The sequence below is a fragment of the Ruegeria sp. BF8 genome (assembly GCF_056538625.1).
Window position 1 is genome coordinate 224865 of sequence record NZ_JBQFTL010000005.1, and the last position, 25614, is coordinate 250478.

Genomic DNA, 25614 nt, shown 5'->3' on the forward strand with positions numbered 1-25614 from the left:
GATTGCCCGGTTTCATGGCTTTATTGGATCGCGTCCCAAGACGCCTGGATCTCGTCCGCCACGTCTTGCGCGGGTTTGCCACCGGCATAGTCGACCATGCCCGTCCAGAACGTGCCTGCGCCAACCGCGCCCGGCATCAGGTCAGACCCGTCAAAACGGAAGGTGGTCGCACCCAGAAGAATGTCGTTCATCTTCTTCAGGGTCGGATCCGAGAAGGCCGAGGTATCGACACCCTTGTGCGGGGTCAAAAAGCCGCTGAGCGCCATCCAGGTCTCATGCGCCTCGGGCGTCTGCAGATAGGCGATCAGGTCATGCGCTGCGGGGCTGTCATTGGTGATCGCCCACAGGGTGCCAGCGCCCAGTACCGGGCTGCCCAGATCCTTGCTTTCATAAGCCGGGAAGTAGAAGAAATCGGCATCTTCACCCACGACCGTGCCTTCGGGGAAGAAGGCCGGGATGAACGAGGCCTGACGGTGCATGTAGCACTGCGGCGGCGAGCTGAACATGCCTTTGGGGCTGTCGCGGAAATCCGTGGTTGCAACCGCACCGGCCCCACCGGCGACGTAGTCGTCATTGCGGGCGAATGCGCCGAATTCCTCGATCGCGGCCACGACCTTGGGATCGTTGAACTTCAGCTCGTTGGCAACCCACGCGTCATAATCCTCGGGGGATTGGGTGCGCAGCATCATATCCTCGACCCAGTCGGTCGCAGGCCAGCCGGTTGCGCCACCCGACCCCAGACCGATGCACCAGGGCGTGTCGCCATCGGCGACGATCTGGTCGGTCAGGGCCTTGAGCTCTTCCATCGTGGTTGGAACTTCATATCCCGCGTCCTCAAAGTTCTCGGGCACGTACCAGACCAGCGATTTCACATCGACCTTGTAGAAGAAGCCGTACAGGTGGTCCTGACCGTCCGGGCCGGCATAGGAGCCCAGATCGACCCAAGACTGGCCCGCGGCATAGTTGTCCCGGATCCAGTCGGCGGTCCCGTCAGCAAGCGGTGTCAGAAACCCGGCCTTGGCCATATCGGCTGCAAGACCCGGCTGGGGGAACACGGCGATGTTCGGGGCCGACCCGGCCTCGGCGTCGATGCGGATCTGCTGCTCGAAGCTGTCCGACCCGACATAGGCATATTCATGACCGGTGGCCGCGGCAAAGCCGTCCAGCACCTTTTCGACATTCTCCTGGTCCGGGCCAAGCCACGGGCCGAACACGGTGACCTTTTCGGCCTGGGCCGCGCCCGCCATCAGGGCAAACGTGGCCGCACCTGCCAAAAGCGAGTGTTTCATTGATTTTCCTCCCAACTGTATCCGCGCGTGTGAGACTCAGTTTTCAAAGCGCTTTGAATGCGGCCGTTATCCGCTAACATGTTGGCCCTGTCAATGGCTAGATTTTGACATGGGCCGTCCGTGTCCATGTTTTCTTGACATATAGCGAAGAATGGCAAAACAACTTGACGCAAGCCGCAAATCCCCACACAACAGGGCGCACACAAGCATTGAAAGCCTTTTGAAACCGCTATGAACCTCAAACAGCTCTCTCAGATCCTGGGTCTGTCACAGACAACGGTCAGCCGCGCGCTGAACGGTTACCCAGAGGTGAACGAAGAGACTCGCATGCGGGTTCAGGCGGCGGCGGCCAAACATGGCTATCGGCCGAACGCCCGCGCCAAGGGGCTGGCGACGGGTCGTTCGATGGTGATCGGCCACGTGATCCCCAGCTCGTCGCGCCACGAGATGGTGAACCCGATCTTCGGCGATTTCGTCGCCGGCGCGGTCAAGAAATATGCCGAGCACGGCTACGACATGATGTTCACCAATGCCGACGACACCTCGATCGAAGACGCCTATCGCAGCCTGTTCCAACGCGGTGCGGTCGACGGCGTGGTGCTGCAGGGCCCCAAGGTGAACGAGCCGCGGATCGAGGTTCTGACTCGGATGCAGGTGCCGTTCATCGTGCATGGCCGGTCGACCGGCGTCAGCGTGCCCTATGACTGGATCGACGTGAACAACAAAAGCTCGTTCCTGCGTGCGACCCGCTTTCTGATCGACCTGGGCCACCGGCGGATCGCGCTGATCAACGGTCTGGAAGACATGGATTTTGCCCAAAGGCGCCGCGACGGGTATCTTGAGGCGCTGAAACAAGCCGGTCTGTCGCCCGACCCGGCCCTGATGCGCAGCGCCGAGATGACCGAAGTCTATGGCCATCACGAAACCCGCGACATGCTGCGGCTGGACGATCCGCCGACCGCGATCCTGACCTCGTCGATGATCTCGGCGATCGGGGTGCGGCGCGCGCTGGACGAGGCCGGGCTGAAAATGGGCCGCGACGTGTCGGTGATCGCACATGACGACGACCTGTCCTATATGAAGAACGGGCAGGACGTTCCGATCTTTACCGCCACCCGGTCTTCGGTGCGCCACGCCGGCGAACTGGCCGCCGAGATGCTGATCGAGCGCATCCGCGCGCCCCACGACCCGGCCAAGACTAGATTGCTCGAGGCCGAACTGGTAGTCGGCGGCTCGACTGGTCCCGCCCCCAACAGGTTCTGAACATGAAATACACCCGCGCTGATTTCCCCAAAGACTTTCTCTTTGGTGTCGCAACCTCTGCCTATCAGATCGAAGGCCACGCACAGGGCGGCGCCGGCCCGACCCATTGGGACAGTTTCGCGGCCACGCCCGGCAACGTGGTGCGCGCCGAAAACGGCGATCTCGCCTGCGACCACCTGCACCGGTACGAACAGGATTTCGACCTGATCCGCGAGGCCGGGTTCGACTGCTATCGTTTTTCCACCAGCTGGGCGCGCGTGCTGCCCGAAGGGCGCGGGCCGGTGAATCAGGCCGGGCTGGACTATTATGACCGGTTGGCCGACGCCCTGCTGGAACGCGGCATCCGCCCCTGCGCCACCCTGTATCATTGGGAACTGCCCTCGCCGCTGGCTGATCTGGGCGGTTGGCGCAACCGCGACATCGCCCACTGGTTCGCCGATTTCACCGAGATCATCATGGGCCGCATCGGCGACCGCATGTACAGCGTCGCCCCGATAAACGAGCCCTGGTGCGTCAGCTGGCTGAGCCATTTCGAAGGCCACCATGCCCCCGGCCTGCGCGACATCCGCGCCACGGCCCGCGCCATGCATCACGTCCTTCTGGCCCACGGCCGCGCGATTCAGGCGATGCGGGGCCTTGGCATGTCGAACCTGGGCGCGGTGTTCAACCTTGAATGGGCCGAACCTGCCGATGACACCCCCGAGGCCCGCGAAGCCGCCGATCTGTACGACGGCATCTACAACCGGTTCTTCCTGGGCGGCGTTTTCAACAAGGCCTACCCCGAGAATGTCCTGCAGGGGCTGCAGGCCCACCTGCCCGACGGGTGGCAGGATGATTTCGACACGATCGGCACGCCGGTCGACTGGTGCGGGCTGAACTACTATACCCGCAAGCTGATCGCGCCCGCCGACACGCCCTGGCCCAGCCTGCAAGAGGTCCCCGGCCCCCTGCCCAAGACGCAGATGGGGTGGGAGATCGAGCCAAGCGCGCTGACCCGGTTCCTGACCCGTACGGCCCGGGACTATACGGGCGATCTGCCGATCTATGTCACCGAAAACGGCATGGCCAGCCCCGAGCGGCAGCAGGATGACGACCGCATCGACTATCTGAATCAGCATCTGGCTGCGGTGCAGGACGCGCTGGATCAGGGCGTTCGGGTCAAGGGCTATTTCATCTGGTCGTTGTTGGACAACTACGAATGGGCGCTGGGATTCGAAAAGCGGTTCGGCCTGGTCGATGTCGATTTCGACACGCTGGAACGCCGCCCCAAGGCCTCGTTCCGGGCGATGCAGGCCGCTTTGGCCCAGGGCGATCCGGTCTCGGTTCCGATGGCGCAGCCCAGGGGCGCGATGCACGACCACTGGAACCTGGTGGCCGATATCGGCGGCACCAACACGCGGCTGGGGGTCGTCACCAATGGCACCCTCACCGATCTGCGCAAATCGCCGACCGGCTCCCTGCCCGAGTTTCTGGCCGCCCTGCACGACCTATGCGCCGAGATCGGAACGCCGCCGCGCGCCGTGGTCGCCGCGGGCGCGGGCCCGGTGCGCAATGGCACGATCCGTCTGACCAATGCCAATCTGGACCTGTCCGAGGCCGACATCGCCACGGCCACCGGCGCGGACCATACCTTTGTCATCAACGACTTCACCGCCGCCGCATGGTCGGTGGCCGAGATCACCGGCGATGACGTGCAGGCCCTGCAGGGCGACCCGACCCCGCCCAAGGGCACCCGACTGGTGGTCGGCCCCGGCACCGGGCTGGGCGTCGGCGCGCTTTTGTATTCCGAAGGCCACTATCACACCGTCACGGGCGAGGGCGGCCATGTCGGCCTGTCGCCCCGCACCCGCGACGAGGTGGACGTGTTCGAAGCCGCCCGCCGGATCGCGTCCGAGTGTTTCTTTGGCGACAGCCTGACGCTCGAGGCAGAGATGTTCCTCAGCGGCACGGGCCTGCCGATCCTGTACCGCGCCGTGGGCATGGCCGCGGGCCAGCCCGACACGCCCGCCCTGCCCGCCAGGGACATCCTGCAGGCCGCGCGCGACGGGTCCGATCCGCTCGCCATGCGCGCCGCGCAGATCTTCACCACCCATCTGGGTGCCGTGATGGGCGACATGGCCGTCACCGTGATGCCCACCGGCGGCGTCTTCCTTGTGGGCGGCGTGGCCGAGAAGAACCGCTGGCTGTTCGGCGACGACTTCCTGGCGGCCTTCAACGCCGGCGGCCGGTTCGACGCGCTGCGGCAAGGCTTTGGCGTTTATGTGTCGGAACAGGCTGAATTTGGCATTGTTGGCGCTAACAACTTCTGCAAAAATGCGCTCGCGCGGTAAACTCACCGCCAGATCTTTGCAGAAGGAAGGAGCCGGGACATGATCCTGTGCTGTGGCGAGGCCCTGATCGACATGATCGCGGAACCGACGGTTTCGGGCGCGCAAGGTTTCGTGCCGCATTCGGGTGGCGCGGTGTTCAACACCGCCATCGCCCTGGGCCGGCTGGGTGCGCCTGCCGGAATGCTGACCGGGTTGTCGCGCGACATGTTCGGCCAGCAACTGGCGCAGGCCCTGAAAGACAGTCATGTGGATGGCTCGCAGGTTGTTCTTTCGGACCGTCCGACCACGTTGGCCTTCGTACAACTGCAGGACGGGCACGCCACCTATTCCTTCGTCGATGAAAACTCGGCCGGGCGGATGCTGCGCCCCGAGGACATGCCGGACCAGCTGACCGCGACCTCGGCGCTGTATTTCGGCGGCATCAGCCTGGCCTGCGAGCCCTGCGCCGATGCCTATGCCGCCCTGCTGGACCGTCACGGGGCCGAGCGCGCGGTGATGATCGACCCCAACATCCGCCCCGGCTTCATCCAGGACCAGACCCGCTATCGCACCCGGCTGAACCGGATGATCGCGCAGGCCGACATCGTCAAAGTCTCGGACGAAGATCTGGACTGGATCGTCCCCGGCCCCGAAACGCTGGAGGAAAAGGTGCCGCTGCTGCTGCAGGCCGGTCCCGCCGTGGTGATCGTCACGCGCGGCAGCCAGGGCGCGACCGGGTATCTGGCCGATGGCCGCACGGTTTCAGTGCCGGTCACGCCGGTTCAGGTGGTCGATACGGTGGGCGCGGGCGACACGTTCAACGCCGGAGTGCTGGCGCAACTGCACCGCGCCGGGCTGCTGACCAAACAGGCGCTCCGCGCGATCTCGCCCGACGACCTGCGCGCCGCGCTGGAACTGGGCGGCAAGGTCGCCGCCGTCACCGTATCCCGGGCCGGGGCCAACCCGCCCTGGGCGCACGAGCTGTAAGTCATCGAAAGCACCGATATGAAACGATCCGAGATCAACCGCATCAAAGCCGAGGCGCAAGCCTTCATCAATTCGTTCGGCTTTGCCCTGCCGCCTTTTGCCGACTGGACGCCTGAGCAGATGCGCAGCCCGCAGGCCGCCGGTATCCGCGCCCGCGGCCTTGGCTGGGACATCACCGATTATGGCCAGGGCAGGTTCGACGAACTGGGCCTGTTCCTGTTCACCCTGCGCAATGGCGACGAAAAGGACCTGAGCGCGGGCCGAGGCATGCTCTATGCCGAGAAGCTTTTGATTTCACGCGACAAACAGCTGTCGCCGATGCATCGCCACATCGTCAAGGCCGAAGACATCATCAACCGCGGCGGCGGCGATCTGGTGATGGAGATCTACGCCTCGGCCCCCGATGGCAGCATCGACCGCGACACCCCCGTCACCGTACCCAGTGACGCCTGCCCGGTGACCATCCAGCCGGGCGAGCATCTGCGCCTGAAACCGGGCGAAAGCGTCACGCTGATGCCCGGCATCTGGCACGCCTTCTGGGCGGAAAAGGGCGATTGTCTGATCGGCGAGGTCTCGACCGTCAATGACGACCGCACCGACAACGTGTTCGAACAGCCGATCCCGCGCTTTGCCACGATCGAGGAAGACACCGCGCCCGAATTCCTGCTGGTTGCCGACTACTGAACGCGCGGGGCTCGACCAAAGGGCGGGTCGGAGGCCAGCGTCAACGCGACCCGGCCCGGGCTTGCGGCTTGGGCCAGCCGGTCGCGGACGGCCTCGAAGGCTTCGATCGTCACGGATTCGGCGGGTTTCAGATAGACAAGATGGAACAGCGCCCGCCCGCTGCGCACCGTCGCCACGTCCAGCACTTGAAACGGGCTGTCTGCACAGATCCGGCGGGCCTGCTCAATGATCTCGGCCCGGGCATCGGCCGGCAGCGCCACACCCACGATATCGCGCAGCGCGCCCAGAAACACCTTGATGGGCTGCGGCAGCAGCGCCAGGCACAGCAACAACACCACCAGCGCATCCGACACCGGAACCAGACCGGCAAGCGGCCCGCCCTCAAGCAGGTTGATCGCGAAAAACGCCGCCCCGGCCCCAAGGCTCAGCACACCGTCGACCATCGCGGCCCGGGACTCGACCCGCAGCAGATCGCTGGTCTTGCCGGTGCGGCGCCAGTTCCAGCGATGATAGGCGAACAGCGTCAGACAGATCGCCGCCATCGCCCCGGCATAGATCAGGATCCATTCCAGAACCACCGGCGCGGCTTCGCCCATCTTGGCATAGGCCAGCAGACGGTTCACCGCCGAACCCGCCGCCATCACGATGATCCCGAACAGCAGCAGGCTGCGGAACATCACGAAGACGGATTCGTCAATCTCGTATCCGAAGGGGCGGTTCTGGTCCGGGGCGCGTCGGATCGAGGCGGCGACCCATCCCGCCACCACAGCCGTTGCGAAATTGAGCCCCGAGAACAGCCCGTCCAACAACAGCGCATCGGAGTTCGCCAGCAACCCGGCCACAACCCCGGCACCCGCCATGAACAGGCTGGCCCATTTTGCCGCGTTCAGCGACCGGCGTTCAAAAATCAATGTGTCCTGCATCGGTTCAGCTTTTCCGGTTGATGAGGCTGGCGGTCATTTATGTCCGGCAGGCCAAGGCGCAAGCCCCGTTTTCATGCCCGTCCGCGTATCATGTCGGCAGCCTTCTCCGCGATCATGATCACGGGCGAGGCGGTATTGCCCGACACGATCTTCGGCATGACCGAGGCATCGACCACGCGCAGCCCCTCCAGCCCCCAAACGCGCAACCGTGGATCGACCACCGCGGCGGCGTCACTGCCCATGCGGCAGGTGCCGACCGGGTGAAAGATCGTGGTGGCGATGTCGCCCACCGCATCCAGAAGGCCCTGCTGGTCGTTGATCTCGGGGCCGGGCAGAACCTCTTGCGGGTGATAGGGCGCCAGCGCCCGCGCGGCCATCACCTGCCGGGCCTGCTGTACGGATTTGACCGCCACCTGCCGGTCGCGCTCGGCCGAGAGGTAGTTCAACCCGATCTCGGGCTGGGCCGTCGGATCGGGCGTGGTGATGTGGCAGTGCCCCCGGCTTTCGGGCCGCAGATTGCAGACCGAGACGGTGATCGCGGGGAACGGATGCAACGGATCGCCCAGCCGGTCGGTCGACAGCGGCTGCACGTGATATTCCAGATCCGGCGTGGCCAACATCGGGTCGGACTTGGTGAACATGCCGAACTGGCTGGGCGCCATCGCCATCGGACCCGACCGAGTCAGGGCGTATTGCGCCGCGATGCGCGCCTTGCCCCACAGGCTGTTGGCCATGGTGTTCAGGGTTTTGGCGTTCTGCACCTTGAACACGGTTCGGATCTGCAGGTGGTCCTGCAGGTTCGCCCCCACACCCGCGCTTTCATGCTGAACCGCGATTCCATGCGCCGCCAGCACCTGAGGGTCGCCGATCCCCGACAGTTCCAGCAGCTTGGGCGAGTTGATCGCCCCCGCTGCCAGCAGAACCTCGGCCCCGGCCAGGGCCCGGTATTCGGTGCCGCCGCGGGCAAAGCGCACGCCGCGCACGGCCTTGCCTTCCAGGATCAGGCCCAGCGTCTCGGCCTCGGTCAGGACCCGCAGGTTGGGCCGTTTCATCGCCGGGCGCAGAAATCCCTTGGCCGTGTTCCAACGCACGCCGTTCTTCTGGTTGACCTCGAAAAACCCCGAGCCTTCGTTGTTGCCGTCATTGAAATCGGCGCGCGGCTGGATGCCGATCTCGCGCGCGCCGTCCTGCACGGCTTTCAGGATCTCCCAATTCAGCCGCTGTTTCTGAACCTTCCACTCGCCGCCGGACCTGTGCATTTCGCTGTCGCCGGCGTGGTGATCTTCGGATTTCAGGAAATAGGGCAGCACGTCGTCCCAGCCCCAGCCCGCATTGCCCAACTGCCGCCATTGGTCATAGTCGGCCGCCTGCCCGCGCATGTAGATCATCCCGTTGACCGAGCTGCACCCGCCCAGCACCTTGCCGCGCGGATAGACCAGCGACCGCCCGTTCAGCCCAGGCTCGGGCGCGGTTTTCATCATCCAGTCGGTGCGCGGATTGCCGATGCAGTACAGATACCCCACCGGGATGTGGACCCAGTGGTAGTTGTCCGACTTGCCCGCCTCGAGCAGCAGAACCCGTGTTTTAGGGTTCTCGGTCAGCCGGTTGGCCAGCACGCAGCCTGCGGTACCTGCGCCTACGATGATATAGTCGTATTCACCCTCAAGCCGGGCGGTTTCAGATGTGGCGGAATTCATTCTCGGTCTGCTCTGTGCATTGTTCCTGATCATGCGGAGCGCAGCTTAGCAGCTGTTGCGGGCAATGCACGGGTCCGATGTCGCATTCCGCAACAGTATTTCGCAATCCTGCAGGTCGCGCCCCCAGTTGCTGGTCAGACTGGTGTCAAAGGAGGCCCAGAATGACCCAGACCGCCACTCGCGCCCGCACCGGAGGCCGCGCCGCCCGCCGCGCCCTGCGCACCGCGCCCAGCTTTGACATGTTGCCGGTCCTGACCCGCAACATCCCGCTGTGCGAAGTGATGGACGGGTCACAGGTCGAGCGGATCGACGCAGCCTCGATGGACATCCTCGAAAACGTTGGCGTGCAGTTCCGCGACCCGATTGCGCTGGCCGACTGGAAGGCGGCTGGAGCCAAGGTTGACGGCGAGCGGGTGTATCTTGATCGCGGGCTGGTCCGCGACTTGATCGCGACGATCCCCTCGGACTTCATCTATCACGCCCGTGACCCGCGCAAGAATGTGCGCCTGGGCGGTCCGCACGCGATCTTCGTGCCGATGACCGGCGCGCCGTTTCTGCGCGATCTGGAGGACGTGCGCCGCAATCCGACACTGGACGACCTGGCGATGTTCCACAAGCTCAGCCACATGCTGCCCGCGCTGCATTCCTCGGCTCACCACATCGTGGAACCCTATGATCACCCGATCAGCCAGCGCCACCTGCGCATCACCTATTCGTCGATCAAATATTCCGACAAGACCTTCATGGGCATGACCACCTCGCCCAGAAACGCCGAGGACGTGATGGAGATGTGCGCGATCCTGTTCGGCGAAGAGTTCATGGAGGATCACCCCGTCACCACCGGCAACTGCAACGGCAACTCGCCGCTGGTCTGGGACGAGACCATGCTGGGGGCGATGCGCGCCTTCTGCCGCCGCAACCAGCCGGTGCTGTGCTCGCCCTTCGTGCTGGGCGGGGCCAACACGCCGGCCAGCGTGCCGGCGACGGTCGCGCAGCTGAACGCCGAGGCGCTGAGCGCGCTGGCCTATACGCAGGTGATCCGGCGTGGCTGTCCGGCGATCTATGGGCATTACCTGTCGACCGTCAGCATGAAGTCCGGCGCGCCGATGGCGGGCACGCCCGAGATCAGCCTGATGAACTTCATGATCGGCCAGATGGCCCGGCACTACGGCGTGCCGTGGCGCAGTTCGAACACGCTGGGCGGGGCCAAGACATTCGATGCGCAGGCGGGATATGAATCCGCCACCACGCTGTCGGCGGTGATCCATGCCGGGGCCAACTATATCTGGCATTCGGCGGGCTGGAACGAGGCCGGGATGCATTGTTCGACCGCCAAGTTCGTTGTCGATGCCGAGCAATGCGCCATGGCCTACCGCATGGCCGAGGGCCCGAAGTGGCACGATTTCGACGAGGCCGTTGCGGCCGTATCCGATATCGGCCCCGGCGGGCATTACCTGGGCCATCCGCACACGCAGGACAAATTCCAGGAGGCGTTCTTCATGCCCGAACTGTTCGACAACAACTCGATCGAACAATGGGTGGCCGAGGGCGAAGTCGAGATCACCGAGCGCGCCCTGAACCACGCCCGCAAGCTGCTGGCCGAGTATCAAGAGCCCCGCCTGGACCCGGCCACCGACGAGGCATTGCGCGACTACATCGCCCGGCGCGAGCGGGAGATCCCCGCCGCCGACGAGTTGAACCAGCACTGTTAGGAAACACTCCACTTGCCCGCCTGCCTGTCAGGCGGGCCTTTTTCATTCGTTGCGCGCGCGCCATTCCTTCCAGCGCAGCACCATGTTGGCGCCGACCTCAGACAACGGTCGGGGCGGCAGGCGCTTGGGCCGGTCCTCGGTTCCGAAATGCTCGCTGATCCCGGACCGCACGCCACAGGCCATCTCGGCCGCGGCGATCCCGGTCAGGGTGCCGCGCGCGGTGCCCAACCCGTTCTGGACGCAGGCGGAATAAACACCGGTCTCGATCTCGCGGGTGACCGAGACGCCGTTCAGGCTCAGGCACAGATGACCGGCCCATTCGTACTCCATCGCGATGCCGCGCAACTGCGGGAAGCGTCGGTCGAATTTGCGCCGCATCACCGCAGCCGCGCGCCGCAGGTCCGCTGCCCGCGCCTCCATGCCCGGGCGCAGCACGGCGCAGGTGCGGGTGATGATCCGGTTGCCGCCCTGCCCGGTGTCGATCCGGCGCATGGTGGTGCCCATCGGATCGGACGGGGTCACGCCCCAGCGCTGCTGGCCACCCAACCGGGCCAGCGCATCAACATCCAGTTCGCGCGTCATCGCCGCGAACAGAAACAGCTGCATCAGCCGGCCACGTTCCACCCCAAAACTCTCCAGATGACCGTTCACCGACAGGATCAGCCGGCCGGTCGAGACCTGCCCGCGCGCCGTCTGCACGCGCCAGCCCGCCCCGTCGCGCTGGAACCCCGTGACCGCACTGTTTTCAAATATCTGCACCCCATCGGTCGCCAAACCCGCCGCCAACCCGCGCACATAGCCCGCAGGCTGCAGCATGACCGTGCCCGGCGTATACAACCCCGAGACATAGTGCCCGGACCCGGTGAGTTCCTGCATCTGTTGCCGGTCCAGCATCTCGGACCGCTCGCCGAGGCTGTCCAGATGGCGGGCATAGCTTTGGTTGTGCGCATGTCCCGCCGGGCTGGCCGCGCCGTTCACCTTGCCCGCCGGATCGAAATAATTGGGGTCAATGCCGTACTCCTCGACCGCCGCACGGGCAAAGGCGATAGCCTGCCGGTTCAGCCTGATCATCGCCCGGTCATCGCCCGCCCCGGCATAGTCGTCCGAGGCCAGATCATGCGGCAGATCGATCATGAAGCCCGAGTTGCGCCCCGCCGCGCCTTCCGCCACGCGCCCTGCTTCAAGCACCACAATCCGCGCATCGGGAACCAGCTGCCGCAGACGCCGCGCCGCAGACAGGCCGGAAAAGCCTGCGCCCACGATGGTGAAATCTGCGGTGATTTTGTCCGAAAGCTGACGCGCGGCAGGTTGCGGGTCCAGCAGGGCATTCCACGCCGCCGGGCCGCGCTGCACCGGCAGGCGGCAAGCGGTGAACCGCGTCAATCCACCGCCTCGTCGGCATCATCCGACAGGTCGATCCACAGCGTCTTCAGCTGCGTGTACTGGTCGTGCGCGTGCAGCCCGTTGTCCCGCCCGCCAAAGCCCGACTGCTTGTAGCCGCCGAACGGGGTCGAGATGTCGCCCTCGCCAAAGCTGTTCACCGTCACGGTTCCGGCCCGGATCGCGCGGGCACCGCGCAGGGCACGCTTGGCATTGGCGGTGAATAGCGACGCGCACAGCCCATATGGCGTGTCATTGGCCATCGCGATGGCCTCATCGAACCCCGCGACCTCGATCACCGACAGGACCGGCCCAAAGATTTCCTCGCGCGCCAGCAGCGCGTCATTGTCCGGAATCTCGACCACGGTTGCTTCGACGAACCCGTTCTCGGCCTTGCCGCCCAGAAGAACTGACGGTGCCTTGTCCAGATAGCCGCAGACCTTGTTGAAATGGTCTTTGCTGACCAGCGCGCCCAGCCGGGTTGCAGGGTCCAGCGGATCGCCCACAGTCCACTGGCGGGCGTGATGGGCGATGCGCTCCAGCAACTCGGGTTTGACCGCGCGGTGCACGATCAGGCGCGACGTGGCCGAGCAATTCTCGCCCATGTTCCAGAACGCCCCGTTCACCACATGGGCGGCAACCCGGTCGAGGTTCTCGGCATCCTCCAGCACGATGGCCGGGTTCTTGCCGCCCATCTCCAGCACCACCTCCTTGGCGTTGCTTTCGGCGGCATAGGACAGGAATTTCTTGCCCGTTACGGTCGAGCCGGTGAAGGACACCATGTCGACATCCATATGCCGCCCGATGGGTTCGCCCACCTCGGCGCCGCCACCCGGAACCACGTTCAGAACCCCGCGCGGCAGCCCGGCCTCGGCCGCCAGTTCGGCCAGACGCAGGGCGGTCAGCGGGGTTTCCGTCGCCGGCTTCACAACAACCGAGCACCCGGCCGCCAGCGCCGGGCCGATCTTCCAGGCCAGCATCAGCAGGGGGAAGTTCCACGGCAGCACCAGCCCCACCACCCCGATCGGCTCGCGCAGGATCATCGCAATGTGGTCGTCGCTGGCGGGCGCGACCTGGTCATAGATCTTGTCGATCGCCTCGGCATGCCATTTCAGGCAGTGGATCGCCTCGGGCACATCCACGGTTTCGCAGTCAAAGATGGTCTTGCCGCTGTCGATGCTTTCCATCACCGCCAGTTCGCGGGCATTGCGGGTCATCAGCTTGGCCAGGCGGATCAACACGTCCTTTCGCGCCGACGGGTGCAGGCGCGACCAGCGGCCGTCGTCGAAGGACTCGCGCGCCTTTTCCACAGCCAGGTCCACATCGGCGGCGGCGCAGGCCGCGACCTCGGTCAGCATCGCGCCGGTGGCCGGGTTCACGGTGGGAAACACCGCGCCCGAGATCGCCGGGCGATAGCCGCCGTCGATGAAGGCGCCTGCGGGCAGGTCCAGCCCGGCGGCGATGGATGCGTATTCGTCCCGTGTCAGCAAGCCCATGCCTCAGCCCTCCGCCATGATGTCTGCGATCTTGCGTTTCAGCACGCGGGTCACCTGTTCCAGCGCGCGCTTGTCATCCTTGTTCAGCCCCTTCAGAGGCGGCCGAACCGCGCCCGCCGGGATGCCGTTCATCGTGACCCCATGCTTGATGGTCTGGATGAACTTGCCGCCCTGTTCGAGGACCCGCATCAACGGCATCAGCGCCGACATAATCCGGCGGCCCTTGGCGAAATCGCCTTGCAGCGCGCAGGTCTCATACAGCGCTACATGCTCACGCGGCAGAAAATTCGACCCGCCACAGACCCAGAACGGCGCACCCCACGCGAAGAATTCCAGCGCCTGATCGTCCATGCCGCAGCCCAGCTGGATATGCGGATAGTCCCGCGCCAGCATGTGTACGCGGTTGATGTCGCCCGAGCTTTCCTTGATGCCGCAGAAATTGCGGCTGCGCCCCACACGGTCGAGGAACTCAGCCCCCATCATCGTGCCGGTGCGGTGCGGATAATTGTACAGCATCACCGGCAGATCGGCCGCCTTGTCGATGGCCAGCGCATTAAGGGCGTTTTCCCGGTCAGTCGGCACCGAATAGGGCGGGCTGGCCAGCAGGATGGCATCGGCCCCGATCTGGCGCGCGCCTTGGGCCAACGCGATCGAATCCGGCGTCAACATCGCGCCGGTCCCGACCACCAAAGGCAGCCGACCCTTCAGTCGTTGGTGGGTAAAACGCGCCAGTTCCAGCCTTTCATCGACGGTCTGGGCATAGTTTTCGCCGGTGGATCCGCCCGAGATCAGACCGTGCACGCCATTCTCGACCAGGTATTCGATCACCTCGGCCAAGGCATCCCAATCGACGCTATAATCATCCGCATAGGGCGTCACCACCGGGGTATAGATCCCCTGAAATCTGAACACGGGCGTCATCTCAATCCTCTTGCCGGGCACGCGTGAAGCTTGCACCCGACACCAAGGCTAAGAAAAATACAAGATGTGCACAATGTAGATTCCCGACATGAACGGCCCAGGGTCCGACATGTCGAGGAAAATCAGACGACCATGGGTCGCCGTGGACACCGTCAGTCCAGTGCCTGACCTTCCTGCCAGACCCGGAGAAGCCCATGATCGGAGACATGCAGCACATTGGCGCGGGCACCGGCCGCCAAACGGCCAAGATCTGATCTACCGATCAAGTCCGCAGGCAACCGGGTCGCCATGTCGAAAGCAGCTTGCAAAGGCAGTTGCGCAAATGCAACCACGTTGCGAACCGCGTCCAACAGCTCGAGATGCGCACCGGCGAGCGTTCCATCGGCGAGGGTCAACCGGTTGCCGTCGCGCAAGATCTGCCGTCCGTTCAGCAGGAAGCTGTCGATATCCGACCCGGCGGTCGCCATCGCGTCGCTAACAAGGAAGACACTACCCGGCCCATTATTTGCCCGGATGGCATTGCGCACTGAAACCGGGTGGACGTGAATTCCATCAGCGATCAGGCCCGCAGACAGCTCGCCAAGCGCCAGCGCCGCGCCTACGACGCCGGGCTCTCGGTTACCCATCTGGCTCTGAGCATTGAACAAATGTGTGACGCAACGCGCCCCGGCCTGAGCCGCTTTCTGACAGGTTTCAAAACTCGCATCCGTATGGCCCAGCGAGACGACGATCCCCGCTTGGGTCATGGCGTGTATCTGATCATCGGTCACGCTTTCCGGCGCCACCGTAACCTTGAGAATCGGCAACCGCGCGACTGTATCCAGCAACAAATCCAGATCAGCCTGCGCCATCGGTCGGATTAGGGCAGCATCATGTGCGCCCTTGCGGGCTTGGGACAGGTGCGGGCCTTCCAGATGAAGCCCGACAATGCCGGCAATACCTTCGTTCACGGCGGCAATCGTGGCCGCGATGGCCCGGCGCGTGACCTCAGGCGTATCCGTGATCAGCGTTGGCAAGATCGACGTTGCTCCGATACGAGCATGCGCCCGCGACATGGTGCGGAGCGTGTCCAGATCGGGGGCGTTGTTCAGCATTGCCCCGCCGCCGCCATTGACCTGCAGATCGACGAAGCCCGGAACCAGCAGGCCACCATCCAGCCGCGACACCCTCGCTGTGCCAGGAATATCCGAGACAAGCGTCACGCCCTCGATACGCCCTTCCGCGAACAGAAGGGCATGATCCTGCAGGATACCTGCAGGGGTCAGAATGTCCGCGCCCGCCAGAGCCTGCAGTTCGCTGGTCATACGGTTTCCGTCACCTTGTTCAGATGCCGCGGTGCGTCCGGGTCGATCCCGCGCGAAGCGGCAAAGGCCTCGACCATCGCGTAGAAGGAGACGATCAGGCTCAGCGGGTCGGTCAGAGCATGCCCCGTGCGGACATGCGGAATGCGCGTCGCGGCAGTAACCCTGTCCGTGGTCGCAAAGACACGGGCACCCTTGGCGCTGATTGCGTCGGCCACCTCCGCCAACGCAGGCTCCGCCGCATCTGCCGCTGCAAAGCTGAGTACCGGAAAACCGTCCTCGACGATGGACACCGGCCCGTGCAGAACCTCGGCCGAAGAATAGCTTTCAGCGTGCAACTGGCAGGTCTCCTTGAACTTCAGCGCAGCTTCGTTCGATACGGCCAGTGCCTGACCTCGGCCAAGCGTGAACAAGGACGGGTGAGCACCGATAGCGTCACGCACTTCGGGCCAATCGATCCGGGCCGCCTGATCCAGCTGCTCGGGCAGGTCGCGCAACGCGGCCAGCAACGCCGCATCCTGCCCCCACTCTGCCAACAGCCACAAGCCGGCCACCGCCGAAGTGACGAAGGTCTTGGTGGCCGCAACACTCAGTTCGGGGCCCGCCTGTATATCTATGGCGTGATCGCTGACTTCGGCCAACGGTGAAGCCGCGTCGTTGGTCAACGCTACTGTCAATGCGCCGTCGCGTCGGGCATTGCGAGCCATGGCCACGATGTCGGGGCTTTTGCCGGATTGCGACACCGACAGGCACATCGCCTGGCGCATGCGCAGAACCGAGTCGTAGATCGATCCGATCGACGGCCCGACCGAGGCCACCGGCACACCCAAAAGGATCTCCGACGCGTATTTGAGATAGGTGCAGACGTGATCGGAAGACCCGCGTGCGACCGTCACGACAAATGTCGGGTCCAGTTCGCGGGCAACCGAGGCGACCGCCTCAATATCGGCCTGACCCCGGCTCAGAAGCCGCTCTACCGCCACAGGGATTTCATCAATTTCCCGGCGCATCCGGGTGATCTGCTGTTGCATGATGTGTCCTAGCTGTTGGCCAACCGCAATTCGGCGACAAAATCATAGGCGTCGCCGCGATAGATCGACCGAGTGAATTCAACGACCCGCCGATTGGACAGGTATGATGTTCGAACGATGCGCAGTCCGGCCGCACCGGGTTCGACCCCAAGCAAGCCCGCGTCGGCGCTGTCCAGATTGATCGCCGATATCCGCTGCAGCGCCCGTACTGGCCGGTTTCCATCCCGCTCCAGGACTTCGTACAACGAGGCTTCGACTTCTTGCGGGCGCGGCAGAATGTCGATCGGCAGCGAGGCCCGTTCGATCGCCATGGGCCGATCATTGGCCATACGCAGGCGCGAGATGCGCGCAACCGCTTCACCCGAGGACAGGGCCAGCGCCATCACCTCCTCGGGCGACGGAGTGTGCACACCGCGCTCAAGCCACTCGCTTGAGGATTCAAGACCGCGCCGGTTCATGTCCTCGGTGAACGAGGTCAGCCGTGACAGAGATTGCTCGACCCGAGGCGTGCCGTCGGCCACGAAACTGCCCGAGCCCTGGCGCTGAATGACGATTCCCCGATCTACCAGATCCTGCATCGCCCGACGCACAGTGACGCGGGAAAGGCCCGTGAGGTTTGCGATCTCGCGTTCGGCCGGGAGCGGTGCACTTTCCGCCAGCAGACCATTCTCGATGCCCTCTTCGATCCGCTTGCGCAATCGAACGTACCGCGGCCCCACGGCCTGCTGCATCCAGTCACCGGTCCTAAGGAAGGTTTCGATCGTTTCGGCGGTCATGCTGCCCCCAATCTGGCGCGCTCGGCCAGCTGTGCGGCGAGCTGCAGCGCCCCGTCAAGGGCGGTGCCCGCCGGGTCGATCATCGCGCTCTGCACCTCGGCGGAAAGATAGGCGATGTAATGCGATGCCACCCCGCCCACTGCACAGACCGGCTCGGCATCATCGCGACCAAGGGCCTGAAGCCCTGTAGCGACATAGTCGGCGCCCTCGCGCATCAAGGCCACGGCCACCACGTCGCCTTTTTGAGCCGCCGCAATGATTTCGGGCGCGAAATCTGCGATTTCGGCTGGCCGCGCTTGCCCCGCAAATCGCACGATCTGCATCGGGTCTTCGTCAAAACGTCTGCGTACGGATCGTGTCAGCGCGCTGTCGGGGATTATTCCGTCCGCTGCAAGCAACACCCGCCGCAGCAGCTGCTGTCCTAGCCAATACCCGGACGCATCATCACCGATGAGCGCCCCATATCCGCCAATCAACCGGATTTCGCCCTCGCTTTGCCGCGCCAGGAACGATCCAGTGCCGATCCCGATCAAACATCCATCGACCGCCCCCAACGCCCCAACCACGGCCGAGCGGCGGTCATCCTCGACCTGCACAATGCGCGATGGCAGGTGCCGTGCGATTTCAGCGCCTGTGTCCGCGTCGGTCACGCCTGCCAACCCAGCGTAGACCGGAATCCCGGTCAAAGCCGCTTCGGGCATCGCAGCACGCTCGGCCAGAGCCCGCAGCCCGGCATTCAGCGTTGAGATAGCCGCCGCACGATCAGAATAGACATTGGCGCTTCCCAGAATCAGATCATGCCGCCCGGTGGGGCCGGCCATGGCAAACCGGCAGCGCGTACCGCCACCGTCAATTGCAATGAGATATGGGAGAGACTCATCCATATAGATACCTTTACAATACCTTTGAGCCAAAAAAAAGACCTCTTATGAGCTGAGGTTCTGATTTTTCGTGCTTTTCAGCGGATATTTGGTGATTAAAAACGAATGGTAGACAAAAGGTATTATATAGGTATTATCTTTGGTGCCAAAGGGGAATCACATGACGCCGCAAATGCTGCCGCAAACCGAAATGCTGCGCGACGAATCCGAGGGGCTGGACCTGCGCCCGGACACCGAAGTTTTGCGCCTGCTGTTGGATGCGCAGAAAGCCGCGCTGAACGGGCTGGATGCCTGCCTTCCGGATATCTCGAAAGGTGCGGCATTGATGGCAGAAACCATCCGCGCCGGGGGGCGGCTCTATTATGCCGCCGCCGGGTCGTCCGGGCTGATGGGCTTGGCCGATGGGGCGGAAATACCGGGGACATTCGGCCTGTCGCCAGATTCAATCGCCATCTGCATGGCCGGCGGCATACCAACCGGGGCAGAGATGCCGGGCCACACCGAAGATGACACTCGGACGGCCGAAATCGCCGCCGCCGACCTCCGCCCCACGGACACGGTGATCGCGATATCCGCCAGCGGCACCACGCCCTACCCGTTGACCTTTGCCGGAATTGCAAAGTCCCGCGGCGCCAAAACCATCTGCATCGCCAACAACGCCGACGCTCCGCTGTTCGAGCACGCCGATTGCGCAATTTGCCTGAACACCCCGCCCGAAGTCATTGCCGGATCGACCCGACTGGGCGCCGCAACCGCGCAAAAGGCGGCGCTCAACATGCTCTCGACACTCATGGGTGTCAGGTTGGGACATGTGCATGACGGCATGATGGTCAACGTAGTCGCCGACAATGCCAAGCTGCGTCAGCGCGCGGAAGGAATCATCCGGAACATAACCGGCGCCACAGCTCAGCACGCCGCTGATGCCCTCGATCGCGCCGAAGGCAACCTGAAGCTTGCCGTACTTTTGGCCGCCGGCGCCGAAACACGGGCGCAGGCCCGTGAACTGCTGACGGCATCGGGCGGCCATCTGCGCCCTGCGTTGGACCAGATTTGAACCAAGAAGAAGACCAAAGGGAGAATACATCATGAGAATAACCACACTGACCGCCGTGCTACTGGCGTCATCGGCCCTGGCCGGTGCGGCAATGGCCGAAACCACGCTGACCATCGAGAGCTGGCGCAACGACGACCTGGCCCTGTGGCAAGAAAAGATCATCCCGGCCTTTGAGGCCGAGCATCCCGACATCAAGATCAAGTTCACCCCGTCGGCCCCGGCGGAATACAACGCCGCCCTGAACGCCAAACTGGATGCCGGTTCGGCCGGAGACCTGATTACCTGCCGTCCCTTCGACACCTCACTTGGCCTGTACGAGGCAGGCAAACTGGCCGATCTTTCTGACCTGGAAGGCATGGCAAATTTCTCGGACGTCGCCAAATCGGCGTGGCAGACCGATGACGGATCGGCCACCTTCTGCGTGCCGATGGCCTCGGTGATCCACGGATTCATCTACAACAAGGACGCGTTCGACGAGCTGGGCCTGTCGGTTCCGGAAACCGAAGCCGAGTTCTTTGCCGTTCTGGACAAGATCAAGGAAGACGGCACCTATATCCCCATGGCCATGGGCACCAATGACCAGTGGGAAGCGGCCACCATGGGTTACAACAACATCGGGCCGAACTACTGGAAGGGCGAAGAAGGTCGCCTCGCCTTGATCGAAGGTTCTCAGAAACTGACGGACGAGCCGTGGGTCGCCCCCTACCGCCAGCTGGCCAAATGGGGTGCCTATCTGGGCGACGGGTTCGAAGCGCAGACCTATCCCGACAGCCAGAACCTGTTCACACTGGGCCGCGCCGCCATCTATCCGGCCGGCAGCTGGGAGATCAGCGGCTTCAACAACCTGGCCGATTTCGAGATGGGCGCCTTCAAGCCGCCGGTCCAGAATGCCGGGGACGAGTGCTATATCTCGGACCACACCGACATCGCCATTGGCCTGAACGCAGCATCGCCGAACGCCGATGCGGCACGCACCTTCCTGAACTGGGTCGGGTCCGAGGAATTCGCGCAGATCTATGCAAACGCGCTGCCCGGCTTCTTCTCTCTCTCCAGCTTCGATGTAGCGATGGAGGACCCACTGGCACAGGAATTCGTGAGCTGGCGGAACGAGTGCAACTCGACCATCCGGTCCACCTATCAGATCCTGTCGCGTGGAACGCCCAACCTTGAGAACGAGACCTGGAACGCATCGGCTCAGGTGATCAAGGGCGAGGAATCGCCCGAGGACGCCGGCAAGCGCCTGCAGGACGGGTTGGCCAGCTGGTACGCCCCGCACCAGTAACCCGTCTTTCGTAACGCAAACGGCTCTGGCCAGACGGCCAGAGCCACCCTGAGCTTTCGAGGAACAACATGGGCAATCGCCGGATCAAATGGCACATCGTGGTGTTTCTGGCACCCGCAGTGCTGGTCTACTCGGCCGTCATGGTCTTTCCGCTCTTCAACACGCTGCGGCTGGCACTGTACACCGAGGTCGATCAGGCCCGTGTGTTCGTAGGCCTGGACAACTTCCGCACCCTGTTCGGCGACCCGATTTGGTCGGATGCGTTCTGGAACGCACTGGGCAACAATTTCTGGTTCTTCTTCATTCACATGCTGGTGCAGAATCCGATCGGGATCGCACTGGCGGCGATCCTCAGCCACCCACGCCTGCGCTTTGCGGCGTTTTACCGTTCGGCCATCTTCATCCCGACGATCCTGTCCTTCGTGATCGTTGGCTTCGCCTGGAAGCTGATCCTGTCGCCGATCTGGGGCATCGCCCCCGATATGCTGGCCGCGGTTGGACTCAAATCTCTGTTCGCGCCTTGGCTGGGCAAAGAGGAATACGCACTGACCACGCTGGCCCTGATTTCGGTCTGGCAGTTCGTGGGCATTCCGATGATGTTGATCTATGCCGCCCTGCTGTCGATCCCCGAAGAGATCCTCGAGGCTGCCGAAGTCGAAGGCATCACCGGCATCTCCGCTTTCTGGAAGATCAAGCTTCCGCTGATCCTGCCCTCGATCGGCATCATCTCGATCCTGACATTTGTCGGCAATTTCAATGCGTTCGACCTGATCTACGCATCTCAGGGTGCGCTGGCGGGGCCGGACTTCTCGACCGACATCCTTGGCACGTTCATGTACCGAACCTTCTTCGGCTTCCAATTGCAGCTCGGTGACCCGCATATGGGATCGGCCATCGCAACGGGCATGTTCGCCATCATCCTGACGGGGGTCTGCATCTATCTGTTCCTGATCCAGACCCGCATCCGCCGATATCAGTTCTGAGGGGCCCGAAGAGCATGAACAAAGCCCGCAGAAACCCCTTCAATATCGCCGCCATGCATGGCGCGCTGATTCTCTATACGCTGATAGCCCTGTTTCCGGTCTTCGTGATCGTGATCAACAGCTTCAAATCGCGAAAGGCGATCTTCCGTGAACCGTTGGCGCTGCCGGATGCCGACTCGTTCTCGATGATCGGATACCAGACGGTAATGAAACAGGGCGACTTCTTCCTGTATTTCCAGAATTCGATGATTGTCACCGTCGTGTCGCTGTTCCTGATCCTGCTGTTCGGCGCAATGGCGGCTTTCGCGCTCAGCGAATACCGGTTCAAGGGCAATACGCTGATGGGCCTGTACCTTGCGTTGGGCATCATGATTCCAATCCGCATCGGCACGGTTGCGATCCTGGACATGATGGTGGCGACCGGTCTGGTCAACACGCTGATGGCGCTGATCCTCGTCTACACCGCACAGGGCCTGCCGCTGGCCGTATTCATCCTGTCCGAATTCATGCGGCAAGTCAGCGACGACCTCAAGAATGCAGGCCGCATCGACGGGCTGAGCGAATATACCATCTTCTTCCGCCTTGTTCTGCCGCTGGTACGTCCGGCGATGGCGACCGTGGCCGTGTTCAACATGATACCTATCTGGAACGATCTTTGGTTCCCGCTGATCCTGGCCCCGGCCGAAGAGACCAAGACCCTGACCCTCGGTAGCCAGGTCTTTATCGGGCAGTTCGTCACCGACTGGAACGCGGTGCTTTCCGCGCTCAGCATGGCGATCCTGCCGGTCATGGTTCTGTATGTCATCTTCTCGCGGCAACTGATCCGCGGGATCACTTCGGGGGCGGTAAAATGATCCGGGTTCTGATCGCAGGTTTGGGCAACATGGGTCTCAGCCACGCGCTGGCGCATCATCACCATCCCGACGCCCAGATCGTGGGTCTGGTGAACCGATCCGGGACAGTGGATCACCCGGATTTGCAGGGGTATCCGGTCTTCACCGATTTCCATACGGCGCTTGCGGACACCAACCCTGATCTGGCCGTGATTGCCACCTATTCCGACAGCCATGCCGATTATGCCTGTGCCGCAATGGACGCCGGTGCGCATGTGTTCGTCGAGAAACCCTTGGCCACCACCGTCGCGGACGCACGCCGTGTCGTCGAGAAGGCCACTGAAGCCAACCGCAAGCTGGTGGTTGGGTACATCCTTCGGCATCACCCCTCTTGGATGCGGCTGATATCCGAGGCGCGCGACCTGGGCGGCCCCTATGTCTTTCGCCTGAACCTGAATCAGCAGTCCGACGGCCCGACATGGGAGACGCACAAGGCGCTGATGCAAACCACCTCACCCATCGTGGACTGCGGTGTGCATTACGTCGACGTCATGTGCCAGATTACCGATGCCCGGCCCGTTCGGGTCAACGGCATGGGCCTGCGTTTGTCAGATGAGATCGCGCCCGACATGTACAATTACGGCCAGTTTCAGGTGGTGTTCGAAGATGGCTCGGTTGGTTGGTACGAGGCTGGTTGGGGTCCTATGATGTCCGAAACGGCGTTCTTCGTGAAAGACATCGTTTCACCCAATGGCGCGGTTTCCATAACCGAGGGCAACAAGGGCGCATCCGACGATGTGGACGGCCACACGAAGGTAGGCGGCATTCTGGTGCACAAAGCCAGCGGCGACACCCTGATCGAGATGGATGGCGAACCCGGCCACCAGGAACTGTGCGACGCCGAACAAGCCTACATGCTGCAAACCATCGCGCAGGACATCGACCTGACCCGCCATATGAATGACGCGGTGCAATCCCTGCGGATCTGCCTTGCCGCCGACCAAAGCATTCGATCCGGCCAGCCGGTCGACCTGAAGGAGACGTGACGTGACCGCCCTGAAACTGACCAATGTGTGCAAGTCCTTCGGACAGGTAAACGTGCTGAAAAACATCGATCTGACCGTCGAGGAAAACGAATTCGTGGTCTTTGTAGGCCCCTCGGGATGCGGCAAGTCCACCCTGCTGCGCGTGATTGCGGGGCTTGAAGAGGCGACCTCGGGAACGGTCGAAATCGATGGCCAGACCGTCAACGAGGTCCCACCCGCCAAGCGCGGCATCGCAATGGTGTTCCAGTCTTATGCGCTGTATCCGCATCTGACTGTTCGGGGGAACATGGAACTGGGCTTGAAGCAGGCCGGGCATCCCAAGGACGAAATCGCGCGCCGCATCACCGAAGCCAGCCGCATGTTGTCGCTGGATCCCTATCTTGAACGTCGCCCGGCCGAGTTGTCCGGCGGTCAGCGCCAGCGCGTCGCGATCGGCCGCGCGATCGTGCGCAACCCCAAACTGTTCCTGTTCGATGAACCGCTGTCGAACCTGGATGCCGCGTTGCGCCTGAACACCCGGGTCGAAATCGCAAACCTGCACCGCCAGATCGACGCCAGCATGATCTACGTGACCCACGACCAGACCGAGGCGATGACTTTGGCGGACAAGATCGTCGTGTTGCGGGACGGCCGGGTCGAACAGATCGGCAGCCCGATGGAGCTGTACAACAACCCCGCCAACCGGTTCGTGGCCGAGTTCATCGGGTCTCCCGCGATGAATTTCGTGCCCGCCGATCGGATCGGTGGATCTGGCCGGCAACTCATCGGCATTCGCCCTGAATACGCTCGCCTTGGGCAGTCGGGTCCGCTTTCGGGCACAGTCGTTCACGTGGAAAACCTTGGCGCAGATACCAACGTGTTGGTCGATATCGGTACTGACAAGCCTTTTACCGTTCGGGCCTTTGGTCAGCATCAGGTGTCCCCGGGAACACAGGTCGGCATCGACTATGATCCGGCCAATGCACTGACGTTCGGAGAGGACGGGTTGCGGCTTTGACCGGGCGCGTTCAGCGCCCCCAATTGTCGGCCGGGTCGCTGTCGGCATAGTCGCGCAGCTGCGGAATGTCCGAGATTTCCGCGTGGTTGCGGTTGATCTTCACCCCCACCGCCTTGAGCCGCGAAAACGCACGGCTCAGGCTTTCGGGTTTCATGCCCAAACGCCCGGCGATCAGCATCTTGTCATAAGGCAGCTCGACTTCGCAGGCGCCTTCGTCGCAGTCACACAGGTTCAGCAGGAACTCGGCCACCCGCTGCGCCCCGGTCTGGGCCTTGAGCTGTTCCAGCTGGGACACCAGCGAATGCAAATGTGTGAAGGTCGAAGCCAGGATCGAGATCCCGATTTCGGGATCGGTCTTCATCAAGGAAATCAGCACCGGGCTGGGAATGTGCATGATCTCGCAGGCCGAGACAGCCTCGGCCGAAACCGGATAGGGCACGTTGCGCAGCGCCACCGCCTCACCAAAGCTTTCGCCGCGGGTGAAAACGCTGACCACGGCCTCGGCCCCGGTGGGCGACATGCGGAACAGCTTGACCCATCCGGCCAGCACCACATGCACGGCCTGGGCGCTTTCCTCCTGCACAAAGATCGTCTCGCCACGGTCATACTGACGCCAGATCGCGTGGCTCAGCAGAGTTTCGACATGCTGATCCGGCAGGCTCTTGAGCAGCAGCGACTGCCGCGCAATGGCTTTTTGTGCTTCATGCGCCACGAAGGCATCCCCTTTTGTCCGGCCGAAAACCCGGCTCATCCATCCCTGCGCCAGCCT

22 protein-coding genes and 1 pseudogene are annotated in these 25614 nt (G+C 63.3%); 12 read left to right on the forward strand and 11 right to left on the reverse strand.

Translation table 11 applies throughout. The features are described 5' to 3' along the window. Window positions 1–20: 20 nt before the first annotated feature. Window positions 21–1289: an ABC transporter substrate-binding protein gene (locus ACR0LD_RS16725; RefSeq protein WP_480638087.1), complete on the reverse strand. Its 1269-nt coding sequence runs from the start codon at window positions 1287–1289 to the stop codon at window positions 21–23. 231 nt (window positions 1290–1520) lie between these two features. On the opposite strand from ACR0LD_RS16725, the gene ACR0LD_RS16730 reads away from it, so the two are divergent. The 5 genes and pseudogenes from ACR0LD_RS16730 to ACR0LD_RS16750 all read left to right on the forward strand — a co-directional run bounded on the left by ACR0LD_RS16730 (window position 1521) and on the right by ACR0LD_RS16750 (window position 6532). Next, a complete protein-coding gene (locus ACR0LD_RS16730) occupies window positions 1521–2552 on the forward strand; it encodes a LacI family DNA-binding transcriptional regulator (protein ID WP_480638089.1) in 1032 nt (343 codons plus the stop codon). A 2-nt stretch (window positions 2553–2554) separates the two neighbouring features. After that, window positions 2555–3853: pseudogene (locus tag ACR0LD_RS16735) on the forward strand (GH1 family beta-glucosidase); the annotation flags it as partial. Window positions 3854–3901: 48 nt separating this feature from the next. Continuing rightward, on the forward strand, window positions 3902–4882 hold the full coding sequence (locus ACR0LD_RS16740; RefSeq protein ID WP_480638238.1) for a glucokinase: 981 nt from the start codon (window positions 3902–3904) through the stop codon (window positions 4880–4882). A 39-nt stretch (window positions 4883–4921) separates the two neighbouring features. Beyond that, window positions 4922–5848 (forward strand): carbohydrate kinase family protein, encoded by a 927-nt coding sequence (locus ACR0LD_RS16745; protein WP_170367402.1) that lies wholly within the window; start codon window positions 4922–4924, stop codon window positions 5846–5848. An 18-nt stretch (window positions 5849–5866) separates the two neighbouring features. After that, window positions 5867–6532, forward strand: a complete 666-nt coding sequence (locus ACR0LD_RS16750) for a D-lyxose/D-mannose family sugar isomerase (RefSeq protein ID WP_170359737.1) — start codon at window positions 5867–5869, stop codon at window positions 6530–6532. Here the strand turns inward: ACR0LD_RS16750 and ACR0LD_RS16755 are convergent. Next, complete coding sequence (locus ACR0LD_RS16755; protein WP_480638092.1) at window positions 6526–7455, reverse strand: cation efflux transmembrane domain-containing protein; 930 nt, start codon at window positions 7453–7455, stop codon at window positions 6526–6528. The genes ACR0LD_RS16750 and ACR0LD_RS16755 overlap by 7 nt on opposite strands. A 71-nt stretch (window positions 7456–7526) precedes the next feature. Beyond that, on the reverse strand, window positions 7527–9152 hold the full coding sequence (locus ACR0LD_RS16760; protein WP_480638094.1) for a GMC family oxidoreductase: 1626 nt from the start codon (window positions 9150–9152) through the stop codon (window positions 7527–7529). Window positions 9153–9313: 161 nt separating this feature from the next. On the opposite strand from ACR0LD_RS16760, the gene ACR0LD_RS16765 reads away from it, so the two are divergent. After that, window positions 9314–10864: a trimethylamine methyltransferase family protein gene (locus ACR0LD_RS16765; protein ID WP_480638096.1), complete on the forward strand. Its 1551-nt coding sequence runs from the start codon at window positions 9314–9316 to the stop codon at window positions 10862–10864. A 42-nt stretch (window positions 10865–10906) separates the two neighbouring features. On the opposite strand, the gene ACR0LD_RS16770 is transcribed toward ACR0LD_RS16765, so the two are convergent. The 7 genes from ACR0LD_RS16770 to ACR0LD_RS16800 form a co-directional block, all read right to left on the reverse strand. Beyond that, window positions 10907–12247 carry an NAD(P)/FAD-dependent oxidoreductase gene (locus ACR0LD_RS16770; RefSeq protein WP_480638098.1) on the reverse strand — a complete coding sequence of 447 codons (1341 nt, stop codon included), beginning with the start codon at window positions 12245–12247 and terminating at the stop codon, window positions 10907–10909. Continuing rightward, complete coding sequence (locus tag ACR0LD_RS16775) at window positions 12244–13740, reverse strand: aldehyde dehydrogenase (protein WP_480638100.1); 1497 nt, start codon at window positions 13738–13740, stop codon at window positions 12244–12246. Before ACR0LD_RS16775 ends, ACR0LD_RS16770 begins: the two co-directional genes overlap by 4 nt. A gap of 3 nt (window positions 13741–13743) precedes the next feature. Beyond that, window positions 13744–14661, reverse strand: a complete 918-nt coding sequence (locus ACR0LD_RS16780) for a dihydrodipicolinate synthase family protein (protein WP_170444875.1) — start codon at window positions 14659–14661, stop codon at window positions 13744–13746. A 152-nt stretch (window positions 14662–14813) separates the two neighbouring features. Further along, window positions 14814–15965 carry an N-acetylglucosamine-6-phosphate deacetylase gene (gene nagA, locus ACR0LD_RS16785; protein WP_480638102.1) on the reverse strand — a complete coding sequence of 384 codons (1152 nt, stop codon included), beginning with the start codon at window positions 15963–15965 and terminating at the stop codon, window positions 14814–14816. Then, window positions 15962–16993: an SIS domain-containing protein gene (locus ACR0LD_RS16790; protein ID WP_170421532.1), complete on the reverse strand. Its 1032-nt coding sequence runs from the start codon at window positions 16991–16993 to the stop codon at window positions 15962–15964. The genes nagA and ACR0LD_RS16790 overlap by 4 nt, the downstream gene beginning before the upstream one ends. Window positions 16994–17001: 8 nt before the next feature. Further along, window positions 17002–17769, reverse strand: coding sequence for a GntR family transcriptional regulator (locus ACR0LD_RS16795; protein WP_170341797.1), 768 nt, complete (start codon window positions 17767–17769; stop codon window positions 17002–17004). Continuing rightward, window positions 17766–18653: a glucosamine kinase nucleotide-binding domain-containing protein gene (locus ACR0LD_RS16800; protein WP_480638104.1), complete on the reverse strand. Its 888-nt coding sequence runs from the start codon at window positions 18651–18653 to the stop codon at window positions 17766–17768. Before ACR0LD_RS16800 ends, ACR0LD_RS16795 begins: the two co-directional genes overlap by 4 nt. Window positions 18654–18810: 157 nt before the next feature. Between ACR0LD_RS16800 and ACR0LD_RS16805 the strand changes: the two genes are divergently transcribed. The 6 genes from ACR0LD_RS16805 to ACR0LD_RS16830 all read left to right on the forward strand — a co-directional run bounded on the left by ACR0LD_RS16805 (window position 18811) and on the right by ACR0LD_RS16830 (window position 24845). Then, the gene (locus ACR0LD_RS16805; protein ID WP_480638106.1) at window positions 18811–19704 is read left to right on the forward strand and encodes an N-acetylmuramic acid 6-phosphate etherase; all 894 of its coding nucleotides are present in this window, start codon (window positions 18811–18813) and stop codon (window positions 19702–19704) included. 31 nt (window positions 19705–19735) lie between these two features. Next, complete coding sequence (locus ACR0LD_RS16810; RefSeq protein ID WP_480638108.1) at window positions 19736–20986, forward strand: ABC transporter substrate-binding protein; 1251 nt, start codon at window positions 19736–19738, stop codon at window positions 20984–20986. Between the two features lie 68 nt (window positions 20987–21054). Continuing rightward, entirely contained in the window at window positions 21055–21969 is a 915-nt protein-coding gene (locus tag ACR0LD_RS16815) for a carbohydrate ABC transporter permease (protein ID WP_170391614.1), read from the forward strand. Between the two features lie 14 nt (window positions 21970–21983). After that, on the forward strand, window positions 21984–22823 hold the full coding sequence (locus tag ACR0LD_RS16820) for a carbohydrate ABC transporter permease (protein WP_170341791.1): 840 nt from the start codon (window positions 21984–21986) through the stop codon (window positions 22821–22823). After that, on the forward strand, window positions 22820–23848 hold the full coding sequence (locus tag ACR0LD_RS16825) for a Gfo/Idh/MocA family protein (protein ID WP_170444861.1): 1029 nt from the start codon (window positions 22820–22822) through the stop codon (window positions 23846–23848). The genes ACR0LD_RS16820 and ACR0LD_RS16825 overlap by 4 nt, the downstream gene beginning before the upstream one ends. A 1-nt stretch (window position 23849) precedes the next feature. Next, window positions 23850–24845 (forward strand): ABC transporter ATP-binding protein, encoded by a 996-nt coding sequence (locus tag ACR0LD_RS16830; RefSeq protein WP_170457586.1) that lies wholly within the window; start codon window positions 23850–23852, stop codon window positions 24843–24845. Between the two features lie 10 nt (window positions 24846–24855). Here the strand turns inward: ACR0LD_RS16830 and ACR0LD_RS16835 are convergent, their stop codons facing one another. Next, entirely contained in the window at window positions 24856–25557 is a 702-nt protein-coding gene (locus ACR0LD_RS16835; RefSeq protein ID WP_093963736.1) for a Crp/Fnr family transcriptional regulator, read from the reverse strand. Window positions 25558–25614: the final 57 nt, after the last annotated feature.

What these genes read in the sequence shown, in the direction of transcription:
- ACR0LD_RS16725 (WP_480638087.1), bottom strand. Translation starts at nt 1,289, where the DNA reads ATGAAACACTCGCTTTTGGCAGGTGCGGCCACGTTTGCCCTGATGGCG.
- ACR0LD_RS16730 (WP_480638089.1), top strand. Translation starts at nt 1,521, where the DNA reads ATGAACCTCAAACAGCTCTCTCAGATCCTGGGTCTGTCACAGACAACG.
- ACR0LD_RS16740 (WP_480638238.1), top strand. Translation starts at nt 3,902, where the DNA reads ATGCACGACCACTGGAACCTGGTGGCCGATATCGGCGGCACCAACACG.
- ACR0LD_RS16745 (WP_170367402.1), top strand. Translation starts at nt 4,922, where the DNA reads ATGATCCTGTGCTGTGGCGAGGCCCTGATCGACATGATCGCGGAACCG.
- ACR0LD_RS16750 (WP_170359737.1), top strand. Translation starts at nt 5,867, where the DNA reads ATGAAACGATCCGAGATCAACCGCATCAAAGCCGAGGCGCAAGCCTTC.
- ACR0LD_RS16755 (WP_480638092.1), bottom strand. Translation starts at nt 7,455, where the DNA reads ATGCAGGACACATTGATTTTTGAACGCCGGTCGCTGAACGCGGCAAAA.
- ACR0LD_RS16760 (WP_480638094.1), bottom strand. Translation starts at nt 9,152, where the DNA reads ATGAATTCCGCCACATCTGAAACCGCCCGGCTTGAGGGTGAATACGAC.
- ACR0LD_RS16765 (WP_480638096.1), top strand. Translation starts at nt 9,314, where the DNA reads ATGACCCAGACCGCCACTCGCGCCCGCACCGGAGGCCGCGCCGCCCGC.
- ACR0LD_RS16775 (WP_480638100.1), bottom strand. Translation starts at nt 13,740, where the DNA reads ATGGGCTTGCTGACACGGGACGAATACGCATCCATCGCCGCCGGGCTG.
- ACR0LD_RS16780 (WP_170444875.1), bottom strand. Translation starts at nt 14,661, where the DNA reads ATGACGCCCGTGTTCAGATTTCAGGGGATCTATACCCCGGTGGTGACG.
- nagA (WP_480638102.1), bottom strand. Translation starts at nt 15,965, where the DNA reads ATGACCAGCGAACTGCAGGCTCTGGCGGGCGCGGACATTCTGACCCCT.
- ACR0LD_RS16790 (WP_170421532.1), bottom strand. Translation starts at nt 16,993, where the DNA reads ATGCAACAGCAGATCACCCGGATGCGCCGGGAAATTGATGAAATCCCT.
- ACR0LD_RS16795 (WP_170341797.1), bottom strand. Translation starts at nt 17,769, where the DNA reads ATGACCGCCGAAACGATCGAAACCTTCCTTAGGACCGGTGACTGGATG.
- ACR0LD_RS16800 (WP_480638104.1), bottom strand. Translation starts at nt 18,653, where the DNA reads ATGGATGAGTCTCTCCCATATCTCATTGCAATTGACGGTGGCGGTACG.
- ACR0LD_RS16805 (WP_480638106.1), top strand. Translation starts at nt 18,811, where the DNA reads ATGACGCCGCAAATGCTGCCGCAAACCGAAATGCTGCGCGACGAATCC.
- ACR0LD_RS16810 (WP_480638108.1), top strand. Translation starts at nt 19,736, where the DNA reads ATGAGAATAACCACACTGACCGCCGTGCTACTGGCGTCATCGGCCCTG.
- ACR0LD_RS16815 (WP_170391614.1), top strand. Translation starts at nt 21,055, where the DNA reads ATGGGCAATCGCCGGATCAAATGGCACATCGTGGTGTTTCTGGCACCC.
- ACR0LD_RS16820 (WP_170341791.1), top strand. Translation starts at nt 21,984, where the DNA reads ATGAACAAAGCCCGCAGAAACCCCTTCAATATCGCCGCCATGCATGGC.
- ACR0LD_RS16825 (WP_170444861.1), top strand. Translation starts at nt 22,820, where the DNA reads ATGATCCGGGTTCTGATCGCAGGTTTGGGCAACATGGGTCTCAGCCAC.